Below are 11,643 nucleotides of genomic sequence, written 5' to 3' on the forward strand. Positions count from 1 at the left end.
ACAGATCGGCGACATCGGCGGCACGGTTGAGGGGTTTCCCCGCTCTGGAAAGAACGAGTAGAGCCGAATCGGGCGAGGCGAATTCGAGGGGGACGGTTGCTCACCATCAACATGGCGGTACTGCTGGCGCTCGTCGTCGTGCTGCGACTGCGGCGGCGCGTGGAGGCGAGGAGCCGCTCCGACGAGAAGCTCACCGTCGTCCTCGTCCTGCTGCTCGGACTTCTCCTCGCACCGACCGACCTCGGGCAGGGACTCGTCCGCGTGCTGCGCGAACTCGTGGAGAGCGTCTCGTCCGTGCAGATGTGATCCGGGTTCCGGGCCGGCACGTCGTCGCCGGGTGGCGGTTGCCGGTTAGCTTTCGTGAACCCTTTGTAACCGTTCGGGTGCTATGTGCATCGGCGAGTGGCAGGAGCGGGCCTCGGTGAGCGATACGGCATGGAAGAACGAGACGCCCAGCGCGATGCACGGAGGGAGCCGCCCGTCGGCCGACTCGGCTTGCACGGCCCGGTGTTGGCCGCACAGGTGAGACGGCCGGCAAAAGTCCAGGCGGCCTACGGTGCGGGGCGGGCGTCGCCTCGTGTCGATGGACCACCGTCGGGGGTCTGCGGGCCTCCGGCTCGGCGGCCGTCCGATCCCGAGGGGGGTGAGCGAGCACCCCCTGAAGTGCTGTAGTGTTCTTTGTGCGCGAGCGGGGCGGGAAGCCCCGAACCGCTCAAGCAGCACCGGGACGTGGCGCAGTTTGGTAGCGCACTTGACTGGGGGTCAAGGGGTCGTGGGTTCAAATCCCGCCGTCCCGACACTGGTCAAAGGCCTCTTGTGATCTTCACAAGGGGCCTTTGGCGTTGCACGGAAGGTCGCGCCCTCGATGCGTGCGGGGCCGTCGGGCGTGGGGCCGTCCGCCGCGGCGCAGGGGTTCCCGAGATCGTGTGTCCGCTGCTGTCCCTTGTGAGGCCGTAGGCGGGCGGTCGGCGCCGGCGGATCGGTCGGCCAGTCGCGGGGCGGCGGCTGGTACGCCTGCCGGGCTCCCCCACGTCTCGCAGCGACGGCGCGGAAGGCGGAGCCCCGCGCAGATCGAACACGGCAGCCCGCTCGATGTGTTGTGGGTTTCGCCCGTTCGGTGCCTCGCGGTCGGTGCCGAGTCGGATGAGGGCGGAACTGTCCGTCGGAGTACGCCGGTTGGGGCGGACGACGGGCTCGCGTGCATCCGGACCGCGCACCGGCCGGAGGCGGCGAGCAGCCTCAGGTAAGCGGCAGGTCCACGTGCAGCACGCCGAAGACCGGGGAGTCCGGGAACGGCTGGTCGTCGCCGATCTTCCGGTAACCCCAGGACGCGTACGGGGCTCGGACCTTGGGTGCGTCACGTCCACGAGCTGTACCGCGCGGGGCTGGGAAGATCGGCCGACGACAGCACCCTGGCCGCGACGGAGCCTGGCGGCCGACGCGGTCCGGCACGCCGCCCGCGCGTGGTGGTGGAGCGCCCCGCTCCGGACACCGTGCGGCTGGCCGCCGCGGACCGACAGCGGGTCCCGGCGTGCGTCCCCCTAGCCCCGCAACTCCCGCCGCGGCGAAACACACGCTCCCCTCTACCCTGGAAGGGAACACGCGTAAGTCGATCCGGTTACGGAGGCAACTGTGTCGAACACGGTGACGAGCCCACTCTCCGAGGCCGATCTCGAGGTCGTGGGTGGAGCGCTGCAAGGTGCACTCGTCGATCTCGTCGACCTGTCGCTCGTGGCGAAGCAGGTGCACTGGAACGTCGTGGGGCCGAGCTTCCGTTCGGTCCACCTCCAGCTCGACGAGGTCGTCGCGACGGCTCGGGAGTACACGGACACGGTCGCCGAGCGGGCCTCGACGCTCGGTGTTCCGCCGGACGGACGCCCGGAGACGGTCGCGCAGAGCAGCGGTCTGGAGAAGGTGCCGTCGGGCTGGATCAAGGACGCGGACGCGGTCTCGCTCCTCGTCTCGGCCCTCGGGACGGTGATCGGCCGGATGCGGGAGCGGATCGAGGCCACGGACGCGCCGGACCCGGTGAGCCAGGACATCTTCATCGCGGCGACGGCCGAACTGGAGAAGCAGCACTGGATGTTCCAGGCCGCCAGCGTCTGAGCACTCCGCACGGAGCCGCCGCCGGGCCCGAACTCCCCGCCGCCGCGGGGAGGTTGGTCCGGCGACGGGTTCGCGCCGCCCGGTCGCACAGGGAGGCCGTCCGGCCCAGGAGGGGCGGGGTCTCGGCGTCCGGCTCAGGTGCACAGCCCAAGTACGGGCGTGACGAGGCCGGTCGGCGCCGGGAAGTCGGCCGCCCGGCCCGCGCTATCGTCCCCTCATGCCGACACACGAACTCGAGATCTCGGCCCCCGTGGACCTGTGCCTGCCGGACGGTACGCTCGCGCCGGACGCCGTCGGCTGGTCGCGGCAGCCCGTCCACCGGACCCGCATCCCGGGCTGGGGGCGGACCAAGCGGTGGGAGTACTGGTGCGTCACCTCGCCCACGCACCTGGTGGCGGTGACCGTCAGCGACCTCGACTACCTCGCGCTCCACTCGGTGTACTTCCTCGAACTCGGCCCCGGCGGACGCGAGTTCGAGCGCACCGCCGTCCTCCCCTGCGGGCTCGGCGTGCGCCTGCCGGACGCCGTCGCGGGCGCGCCGGGGGTACCGCCGGTGGTGGTCGGCCCGGAGCGCCCCCGTCCGCGGGCAGGTGCGGGTCGAGATACGGCACGAGGAGGGCGGCACGCGGCTGCGGGCGCGCTGCCTCTCGCCGGAGCGGCTACCGGTCGAAGTCGACGTGCACGTCGCGCTGCCCGCCGGGCACGAGACGCTCTCCGTCGTCGTGCCGTGGAGCGAGCGCCGGTTCCAGTACACCTCCAAGCAGACGGCGCGGCCCGCGTCGGGCGGAGTGCGCGTCGGGTCCGAAGTGCTTCGTTTCGACGACGCCTGGGGCACCCTCGACCACGGACGCGGCCGCTGGCCCCGCTCGGTGCGGTGGAACTGGGGCTCCGCGTCGGGCCGTTCGGACGGGCGCACGGTGGGGCTGCAACTCGGCGGCAAGTGGACCCGCGGCACGGGGGCCACCGAGAACGCGCTCTGCGTCGACGGCCGACTCACCAAGCTGGGCGAGGAGTTGGAGTGGACGTACTCGCCCGACGACGAGCGGGCTCCCTGGGCGGTACGCGACCGCGGGGGCGACCACGTCGACCTCGTCTTCACGCCCTTCCACACCCGCCGCGCACGGACGGACGCCGGCCTCCTGGCCAACCGCACCGACCAGTCGTTCGGACGCTACGACGGCCGCATCCGCACCGAGGACGGTGAACACGTCGCGGTGGACGGCTTGTTGGGGTGGGCCGAGGACGTCCGCATGCTCTGGTGAGCGAAGGGGACCGCCGCGGGCACCGGCCAGGGTCCGGCGCCCGCGGCGGGGTCGGTCACGTGCGGGCGGGTGTCTCCACGAGCGCAGAGTCGGCCTCGGTGAGGTAGTCGCTGAGGTCGTTGGGCGTACGGGAGGTGACGAGGGTCCAGCCGCCCGCGTCGTCCCGTGAGACCGACTGGTCCACCCAACTGCCGCCTGCGTTGCGGATGTCCGTCTCCAGCGACGGGTAGGAGGTGAGCGTCTTTCCGCCCACCTCGGCGCCCTCGACGAGCAGCCAGGGACCGTGGCAGATCGCGGCGACCGGACTCCCGGAGCGCGTGAAGGAGCGCAGCACCTCCACGGCGGTGTCGTTGAGCCGGAGACTGTCCGCGTTGAGTGTGCCGCCCGAGACGTGGAGCAGGTCGTAGGAGGCCGGATCGACCTCCTCCAGGGTGAGATCGGGCTCGACCCGCTGGCCGTTCTCCTTGTCGCCGACGAGCGTCTGGACGGGGTCGGCGGAGACGGCGGCGACGTCGACCTCGGCGCCCCTGTCCCTGAAGTGCTGCACGGGCACGACCAGTTCGTCCTGCTCGACTCCGTAGTTGGAGACGATGGCCAGGACTCGGTGGCCGGTCAGATCGTTGTCAGACATCGTCTGCCTCCTCGGTGCCGTCTGGGGTGTGCACCTCCTCTCGCGGGTTGCACGGGAGGCCGCGGCCCAAACCGGCCGCGCCGGGCGTCCTCACGCGGCGTGCCGCTCCTGTCCCGTGCCGCCGAGCGCGTCGACGAGCTGCTCCCGCGTCATCTTCGAACGCCCCTGTACGTCCTCCTCGGTCGCCCGCCGGTACAGCTCGTCCTTGCTGAGGCCGGAGAGATCCGTGCGCTGCGAGCGCCGTCCACCTTTCCGCCCGCGCCCGGAGCGCCCGGACCCGGCGCCGTCCTTGCCCTTCGCCTGGTCGAGGCTGCGTTGCAGGTCGGCCGTGAGGTCGACGACGTTGCTCGCCTGCGGAGCCTTCTCCTCGACGACGAACTCCTCGCCTTTCCGCTTCGCCTCGACCAGCTCCCCGACGCGTTCGGCGTAGGTGTCCCGGTAGTCCTCGGGCCGCCAGGGGACGGCCAGCGCGTCGACGAGCTGCTCCGCGGTCTGCAACTCCTTGCCCTTGTCGGCCCTGCGCTTCGGCAGAGCGGGCAACTCCTGCGCCGGGTCGCGCACTTCGTCGGCCCAGTGGAGCGTCTGGAGGACCAGTACGTCGTCCTGCGGGCGGAGCGCCACGAGGTACTCCTTGCTGCGCATCACGAAGGTGGCGATGCCCATCCGCGAGGTGTCGGCGAGCGCGGAGCGGAGCAACTCGTAGACCTTCGCGTACTGTTCGCCCTTGGGCGCGAGATAGTAGGTGCGGTCGAAGTAGACGGGAGCCACCTCGTCGACGCCGACGAACCCGCTGATCTCGATCGCCTTCGACTTGCGCGGCGCGATCTCGTCGAGCTCCTTCGGCTCGACGACGACGTACTCGCCGTCCGCGTCGTACCCCTTGACGATGTCCCGGTAGTCGACGTCCTTCCCGGTGCGCTCGTTGACGCGCCGCTGCCGGACCCGGTCGCCGCTCCCGCGCGTCAACTGGCGGAACGGGATCGTGTGGCTGTCGGTCGCGGTGAAGAGCTGCACGGGCACGGTGACCAGCCCGAAGGTGACGACACCGCTCCAGATCGGGCGCGCCATGGCGGCCTGCCTTCCTCACGACACGGGTGGACGTCCGCCCGGGTTCCCGTGCCCGCAACGCTCTAACTCGCTCACCCCGAGGCTAGCCGCACGGCGAGGACGCCGTCCTCCACCTGCGTCTCGAAGGACGGCTGGGGCGCGATCGCCGGTCCCGAGACGTTGTGCCCGTCGCTCAGGCGGAAGGAGCTCCCGTGCCAGGGGCATCGCACGCAGCCGTCCTCGACGGTGCCCTGGGAGAGCGGGCCGGAGGCGTGGCTGCACCGGTCGGCGAGGACGTGCGCGCCCTCGTCCGTGCGGAAGACGAGGACGGGGACCTCGCCGAGCATCCGGTGGACGGGGGTGCGCAGGGGGAAGCCGTCGAGGCGTCCGAGCGCGTGCCAGCCCGACTCCGCGACGTACGGGACGGGTTCGGCCTTGTTGGTGCCGGTCGCCTGCCGGTACGCCATGTGACCGCCGAGGAGCGCGCCGGCGCCGGCCGTGAGGAGCCCCGCGTACCCGAGCGTGCGCCCGCGCCCCTGGCGTCCGCGTACGCGGGCGGTGAAGGACGCCGTGTAGAGGCCGAGCGCAAGGTAGTTGCAGGCGGCGTGGACGAGGCCGGTACGCGACTGCGGCGGGTGCTGCTCGCTCCAGTCCACCCAGCCGGCGAGCGCCGCGGGCCCCGCGGCGAGGACGCCGGTTCCGGTGAGCGTGGTGGCGGCCCGCCTCGTGCCCGGGAGCAGGTCGAGGACGCCGGTGGAGAGCCAGGCGCCGACGGGGAAGTGGACGAGCGCGGGGTGGAGCGGGTGGCCGAAGGGGTGGCCGCGCAGCAGGTCGCGGGCGGCGCCGAGGGGCACGGCGCGGACGGCCTGCCGGAGCGGGTTGGCGACGGTGTCGAGCGCACGGACCCGGCCGAGCGCGTCGAGCGCCCGGGGCAGCGGGGCGAGCACGTCGTCCGCGGTCGCGGTGCGCGCGGAGGGGTCGGTGTGCCGGGTGCGGAGGGGAATGCGCATACGCCTCGGTTGCCGCACGAGCGCGGCCCGCAAACTGAGCGCGCGGTTCCGCACTCCACCGGCGGCCCCGCGCGGCGTTTGGCGCGCGCAGGGCCCCGGAACCCGCAGCCGGTGAGAGCGTCCCGACGGGGTCGGGCCGCGGACGCGTACGGAGGTGCCCCGTGCCCGAACTCCCCGACGTCGAAGCCGACCGCACGGTACTGCGCGACTGCGCAACCCACCGCACCATCGACCGCGTCGACGTGCACGACGCGGGCGTCGTCCACGGTGTCACGCTGCAGGAGCTCAGCGGCAGGCTCGTCGGAAGGCGCTTCACCCGCGCCGAGCGGCGCGGCAAGTGGCTGCTCGCGCACACCGGCGGGCCGACGCTCCTCCTCCACTTCGGCATGACGGGCGAGCTGCGCTGCTGCTCCCCTGAGGAGGAGCTCCATCCGCACGACCGGGTCGTCTTCGCGCTCGGACGCCACCGCGAACTCCGCTTCCGCGACCAGCGGAAGCTCAAGGGCATGTGGCTCTACGACGAGCCGGATTCCGCGCCCGAACTGCGCGACCAGGGCCCCGACGCGCTGAAGGTGAGCCGCGGCGACTTCGTGGCGGCGCTCGCGGGGAGGCGGGGCGGTCTCAAGTCGGCGCTGATGGACCAGTCCGTCGTCGCGGGGCTCGGCAATCTCCTCGCCGACGAGGTCCTCTGGCGCGCCCGCCTCGCACCGGGCCGTCCCACGGCCGAGCTCGACGAGGACGCCCTCGCCGACCTCCGCACCACGATGCGGCGCACCCTTTCGGAGTCGCTGCCGACCGGCCGCGTGCCCGCCGCCGAGGGGTGGCTCACCGGTCGGCGTGGCGACTCCGACGCGACGTGCCCGCGGTGCGGCACCCGGCTGCGCGAGGGCCGCGTCGCGGGTCGCACCACCGTGTGGTGCCCGCACTGTCAGCCGGAGTGAGGGCACCGCGCGGTGGTGCGGCCCCGTACGCAGGCGGTCCGTTGGCGCGGGCGCCGCGGAGGCGACACCGTAGCGAGGAGGGGGGCCGCAGCCGCGCTAGGAGGCGCCGCAGATGTCCGAAGACCCGCTGCCCCTGCCCGACTACGACCAGCTCCCCGCCGCCAGCATCGAGTACCGCATCCGCCCGCTCGAACGCCGCGATGTGCAGCGGCTGCTCGACCACGAGCGCGAGCACGCGGCGAGGCCGCAGGTCGAGGCGTTCCTCACCGCGCGGCTCCGCGAGCTCGACGCGGGCGCCCGGCCGAGCGGCGGCGACCCGGAGGCCGAGCAGCCGGACCGCCCCGAGTCCTCGGCGCACGGCTCCGCCGCCTCACCGGAGCGCGCGGCCGAGCCGGGGGAGCCGCTCCGGCACGGGAAGTACAGCTTCTGACCCGGCCGGCCGGGACGCACGACGCCGCGGAGGTGCGTCCTCCGCGGCGTCGTGCGTACGTCCTCAGGCGCCGGGCTTGAGGAGCACCTTCGTCCAGCCGTCCTCGCGCCGGTCGAAGCGGCGGTAGGCGTCGGGGGCTTCGGTGAGGGGGACGCGCTGGGAGACGACGAAGCTCGGCTCGGCGCGGCCCGCGATGATCATGTCGCGGAGCTGCCTGTTGTACCGCTTCACGTTCGCCTGGCCCGTTCCCATCCGGAGGCCCTTCTCGAAGAACCGGCCGACCTTGAAGAGGAGTTCGCCCTGCTGGGCGCTCTCCGTCGGCCCGCCGGGGTCGGACGACAGGTAGAGGCCGACGACGCCGAGCGTGCCGGTGGCGCGGACCGACTCGACGAGCCCGTTGAGCACGATGGCGGGCTGCTCGTCGCCCTCGGCCGCCGTCGCCTGGTAGCCGACCGCGTCGATGCCCTTGTCCGTGCCCTCGCCTCCGGTCTGCTCCCTGATCTGCTCGGCGGGGTCGCCGCCGCTGAAGTCGACGGGCACGGCGCCGATACGCTCGGCGAGCCGCAGCCGGTCGGGCTGCTTGTCGACGACGAAGACGCGCGAGGCGCCGCGCAGCAGCGCGGAGTACGCGGCCATCAGGCCGACGGGCCCCGCTCCGTAGACGCAGACGGACTCGCCTGGCGAGACCGCCGCGAGTTCGGTGGCGTGGTAGCCCGTCGGGAAGATGTCCGCGAGGAGCGCGAAGTCGTCCTCGTGCTCCTCGCCAGGGGGGAGCACGAGGCAGTTGAAGTCGGCGAACGGCACCCTCAGGTACTCGGCCTGACCGCCGCGGTAGGGGCCCATCGAGACGTAGCCGTAGGCGCCGCCCGCGAACCCGGGGTTGACGGTGAGGCAGAACGCCGTGTTCCCGGCGAGGCAGTTGCGGCAGAAGCCGCACGCGACGTTGAACGGGAGGACGACCCGGTCCCCCTCGTGGACGCTGGCGACCCCGGAGCCCACCTCCTCGACGATCCCCATGTTCTCGTGGCCGAAGACGATGCCCGGCTCCGCGCCGGTCCGCCCTTCGTACATGTGCAGGTCGGACCCGCAGATCGCGGAGGTGGTCACCCTGATCACGACATCGGTCGGATCCTCGATCCTGGCGTCCTCGACCTCTTCGACGGCGACGTCGAACGGCTCCTGGTACACAACAGCTTTCACTGGTGCCTCCTAGTCGGCAGCCGGCGTGTGCGGGCAGGGGGTGCCGCGGCATCCCCCGCACCGGGTGGCCCGTCTCGCTCCGATTACACACGGCCCTCCCGGGGATGAGTCCCCGCTGCACAGCGCCGGGATGCGCGCGAGAGTGGAGAGTGCGCCCCGGCGCACGCCCGGGCGTCCGGCTGGAGGCGAGATGAGCGGACTGCTGGAGACGCTGCCCGAGGAGGAACGCCGGCTGCTGCGCGAGGCCCCGCCGGGCGAGCGCCTCGCGGCCGAGCCGATGCGCGCGCAGCTCAGCGACCGGCGCGAGTTCGACGACGCATGGCTCTTCGAGCGGAAACTCGACGGGGTGCGCCTGCTCGCCGTCCGCGACTCCGGCCGCGTCCGCCTCCTGTCGCGGACGGGGAAGCGGCTCGACGAGACGTACCCGGAGGTGCTGGAGGCGCTCCAGGCGCAGGAGTGCGCGGACTTCACCGTCGACGGCGAGGTGGTCGCCTTCTCGCACGGGCGCACCGACTTCTCCCGGCTCCAGCAGCGGATGCAGCTCACCCGCGCCTGGCAGGCGCGCACCAGCGGCGTCGCCGTCACCTACTTCCTCTTCGACCTGCTGCGGCTCGACGGCGCCGACCTGACGCAACTCCCGCTGCGCACCCGCAAGTCCCTGCTGCGCCGCGCCCTCGACTTCGACTCCCCGCTCCGCTTCACCACGCACCGCAACACCGCGTGTCTGCGGGAGGCGTGCGACCGCGGCTGGGAGGGGCTGATCGCCAAGCGGGCAGACGGCCGCTACCTCGGGAGGCGCTCCTCGGACTGGCTGAAGCTCAAGTGCGAGCGGGGACAGGAGACGGTCGTCGGCGGCTTCACCGAACCGGCCGGGAGCCGCTCCGGCTTCGGCGCGCTGCTCGTCGGCTACTACGAGGGCACAAAGTTGCGGTACGCGGGCAAGGTCGGCACCGGGTACAGCGACCGCGTCCTGCGCGAGCTGCGCGCCCGGCTCGACGCGCTGGAGCGCGCCCGCTCGCCCTTCGCGGACCCGGTACGGGAGCGCGGGGTGCACTGGGTGCGCCCCGAACTCGTCGCACAGGTCGGGTTCACCGAGTGGACGAGGGACGGATTCCTGCGCCACCCGCGGTACTTGGGGCTGCGCGACGACAAACGGCCGCGGGACGTGGTGCGCGAGCAGCCGGACGGGCAGGCGTAGGGCGCCGTTCCGCCGGGCGCGTGCGCCGCCGGTTCGCCGGCGTGCAGTGCCAAGGTGATCCCCGTACGTACGGGTGGCGCCCCCGGGCGCCCGTGTCTGACGGGAGGCGGACATGGATCGCCGCAGGCTCGCCGCGGCCGCGGAGCCGGCAGGTTGGTGGGCGGGGCTCATCGGGCTGTGGCTCGTGCTGGTGGGACAGGTCGACGGCCTGGAGGTGCTCGTCGGGGGGTGCGCCGCGGTGGTCGCTGCGGGCGCCGGGTGCGCGGCGCGGCGCACGTCGGCGAGGCGCCCGGGAAGCGGTGGCCGGTGAACGGCTGGCTCGCGGCGGCCTGCCTCCTGCTCGTACTCGGGCTCGGCCCGGCGCTCTGCGGCGCCGTCGTCGGTCCGGTGCGCAGCAGGCTGCTCGCGCAGAACGTGGCGACGGTCCTCGCCGCCCTCGTCCTGCTGCTCGCCTCGCCCGGCTACGACAGGCCCGCCTACCTCGACACCGCGCTCGTCCTCGCCGTGCTCGGGCCTGCCGGCACCCTCGTCTACGAACGGCTGCTCGCGGAGGACCTGCCGCGGGGCACGCCCTGGCCGGGGCTGGCGCGCGGCGCCTCGTGGGCGAGCGTCGCGGTGGTGCCGCCCGTCGTGGTGCCGGTCTGCTTCGCCGTGGCGCCGGGGCGTACGACGGTGAAAGTGCTGGTGATCGGGGCGCTGCTGGTGGCGGGGAGCGCCGTGTGCGGGCGCGCGCTCGCGAAGGCGCCGCGCACCGCGGCAGGGGAGGGCTCGGGTGGCTGAACTCCCTGTGCTCATCGGCTTGTTGCTCGCCACCGCCGCGGGCACGGCAGCCGCGCTCTCGCGCGAGCCCGTGCACCAGGCGCTGGTCCTCTCCGTCCTCGGGCTGGCGCTCGCCCTGCTCTTCACGCTCCTCCAGGCCCCGGACGTCGCCCTCTCCCAACTCGCCGTCGGCACCGTGCTGACGCCGCTGATGGTGCTGCTCTCGGTCCGCAAGGTGCGCCGCAGGCCGCGCGAGGAGTCGCCCGCGGACGGACGGGGTGAGGAGGGGTGAACAAGGCGGTACGCCTGTGGGTGCTGGGGGTCGGGTGCGCGGGCGTCGCCGTGCTGTTCGCCGGCGCCTTCCGGCGGCTCCCGGAGTTCGGCGGCTCCCACCACCCGTACGGCGCCAGGGCGGTCGCCGCGGCGCTGCACCGGCACACGGCGAACGTCGTCTCCTCCGTCAACTTCGACCAGCGCTCCTTCGACACCCTCGGGGAGCAGGCGATCCTCTTCGGCGCCGTGCTCGGCACCGTCGTCGTGCTGCGGCAGGCCAAGGACGAGCGCCGGGTGCCGCCCGAGCCTGCCGTGGTCGCGCCGACGGTCCGCGGCTACGCGCTCGTCTCACTGCCGCTGACGCTCCTCGTCGGCCTCTACGTCGTGGCGCACGGCCAACTCAGCCCGGGCGGCGGCTTCCAGGGCGGGCTCGTCGTCGCGACGGCGCTCCACCTGCTCTACGTCGCCGTCGACTACCGCGCGCTGGAGCGGCTCCGCCCCGTCCCCGTCTTCGCGCTCGCCGACGCCTTCGGGGACGCCGCCTACCTGCTGCTCGGCCTCGCCGTGCTCGTCGCGGGCGCCTCCTTCCTCGGCAACGTGCTGCCGCTGGGCACCTTCAACACGCTCGCCTCAGGCGGCATCGTCCCGCTCCTCAACGCGGCGATCGGGATCGAGGTCGCCGCCGCCGCGGTGGTGCTCCTCGCCCAGTTCCTCGACCAGGCGCTGGAGCTGGTGCCGCGGGACGGGGAGCACCGGTGAACGGGCGGCGCACGGAGCGGGGGCGCA

General features: G+C 73.3%; 13 protein-coding genes, 1 tRNA gene and 1 pseudogene. 11 read left to right on the forward strand and 4 right to left on the reverse strand.

The genetic code is table 11. The features are described from left to right. Nucleotides 1-96 precede the first annotated feature (96 nt). The 4 genes and pseudogenes from UWG_RS0121770 (at nt 97) to UWG_RS34125 (ending at nt 3,368) form a co-directional block, all read left to right on the forward strand. A complete protein-coding gene (locus UWG_RS0121770; RefSeq protein WP_016909319.1) occupies nt 97-306 on the forward strand; it encodes a hypothetical protein in 210 nt (69 codons plus the stop codon). A gap of 417 nt (nt 307-723) precedes the next feature. Beyond that, nucleotides 724-797, forward strand: a tRNA-Pro gene (locus UWG_RS0121775). Between the two features lie 835 nt (nt 798-1,632). Beyond that, nucleotides 1,633-2,106, forward strand: coding sequence for a Dps family protein (locus UWG_RS0121780; RefSeq protein WP_016909320.1), 474 nt, complete (start codon nt 1,633-1,635; stop codon nt 2,104-2,106). Nucleotides 2,107-2,323: 217 nt separating this feature from the next. After that, nucleotides 2,324-3,368 (forward strand): annotated as a pseudogene (locus UWG_RS34125) (DUF2804 domain-containing protein). 55 nt (nt 3,369-3,423) lie between these two features. Here the strand turns inward: UWG_RS34125 and UWG_RS0121790 are convergent. The 3 genes from UWG_RS0121790 to UWG_RS0121800 all read right to left on the reverse strand — a co-directional run bounded on the left by UWG_RS0121790 (nt 3,424) and on the right by UWG_RS0121800 (nt 6,056). After that, complete coding sequence (locus tag UWG_RS0121790; RefSeq protein ID WP_016909322.1) at nt 3,424-3,999, reverse strand: DJ-1/PfpI/YhbO family deglycase/protease; 576 nt, start codon at nt 3,997-3,999, stop codon at nt 3,424-3,426. A gap of 90 nt (nt 4,000-4,089) precedes the next feature. Beyond that, on the reverse strand, nt 4,090-5,067 hold the full coding sequence (gene ku, locus UWG_RS0121795) for a non-homologous end joining protein Ku (protein WP_016909323.1): 978 nt from the start codon (nt 5,065-5,067) through the stop codon (nt 4,090-4,092). A 71-nt stretch (nt 5,068-5,138) separates the two neighbouring features. Next, nucleotides 5,139-6,056, reverse strand: a complete 918-nt coding sequence (locus tag UWG_RS0121800) for a Rieske (2Fe-2S) protein (RefSeq protein ID WP_016909324.1) — start codon at nt 6,054-6,056, stop codon at nt 5,139-5,141. 161 nt (nt 6,057-6,217) lie between these two features. Between UWG_RS0121800 and UWG_RS0121805 the strand changes: the two genes are divergently transcribed. Then, nucleotides 6,218-6,997: an Fpg/Nei family DNA glycosylase gene (locus UWG_RS0121805; RefSeq protein ID WP_016909325.1), complete on the forward strand. Its 780-nt coding sequence runs from the start codon at nt 6,218-6,220 to the stop codon at nt 6,995-6,997. Nucleotides 6,998-7,109: 112 nt separating this feature from the next. After that, on the forward strand, nt 7,110-7,427 hold the full coding sequence (locus UWG_RS0121810; RefSeq protein WP_016909326.1) for a DUF8129 domain-containing protein: 318 nt from the start codon (nt 7,110-7,112) through the stop codon (nt 7,425-7,427). 63 nt (nt 7,428-7,490) lie between these two features. On the opposite strand, the gene UWG_RS0121815 is transcribed toward UWG_RS0121810, so the two are convergent. Further along, complete coding sequence (locus UWG_RS0121815) at nt 7,491-8,627, reverse strand: glutathione-independent formaldehyde dehydrogenase (protein WP_029391661.1); 1,137 nt, start codon at nt 8,625-8,627, stop codon at nt 7,491-7,493. 190 nt (nt 8,628-8,817) lie between these two features. Between UWG_RS0121815 and ligD the strand changes: the two genes are divergently transcribed. From ligD to UWG_RS0121840, 5 genes are all read left to right on the forward strand, one after another. Next, a complete protein-coding gene (gene ligD / locus UWG_RS0121820; protein ID WP_016909328.1) occupies nt 8,818-9,825 on the forward strand; it encodes a non-homologous end-joining DNA ligase in 1,008 nt (335 codons plus the stop codon). Nucleotides 9,826-9,937: 112 nt separating this feature from the next. Further along, nucleotides 9,938-10,135 (forward strand): hypothetical protein, encoded by a 198-nt coding sequence (locus UWG_RS0121825; protein ID WP_016909329.1) that lies wholly within the window; start codon nt 9,938-9,940, stop codon nt 10,133-10,135. Then, entirely contained in the window at nt 10,132-10,605 is a 474-nt protein-coding gene (locus UWG_RS0121830) for an MrpF/PhaF family protein (RefSeq protein ID WP_029391662.1), read from the forward strand. The genes UWG_RS0121825 and UWG_RS0121830 overlap by 4 nt, the downstream gene beginning before the upstream one ends. Beyond that, nucleotides 10,598-10,876 carry a DUF4040 domain-containing protein gene (locus UWG_RS0121835; RefSeq protein WP_016909331.1) on the forward strand — a complete coding sequence of 93 codons (279 nt, stop codon included), beginning with the start codon at nt 10,598-10,600 and terminating at the stop codon, nt 10,874-10,876. The genes UWG_RS0121830 and UWG_RS0121835 overlap by 8 nt, the downstream gene beginning before the upstream one ends. Beyond that, nucleotides 10,873-11,616 carry an MnhB domain-containing protein gene (locus tag UWG_RS0121840; RefSeq protein WP_016909332.1) on the forward strand — a complete coding sequence of 248 codons (744 nt, stop codon included), beginning with the start codon at nt 10,873-10,875 and terminating at the stop codon, nt 11,614-11,616. Before UWG_RS0121835 ends, UWG_RS0121840 begins: the two co-directional genes overlap by 4 nt. Nucleotides 11,617-11,643 lie beyond the last annotated feature (27 nt).

It is taken from the genome of Streptomyces xiaopingdaonensis (genome assembly GCF_000262345.1).
GTDB classification, from domain to species: Bacteria; Actinomycetota; Actinomycetes; order Streptomycetales; family Streptomycetaceae; genus Streptomyces; species Streptomyces xiaopingdaonensis.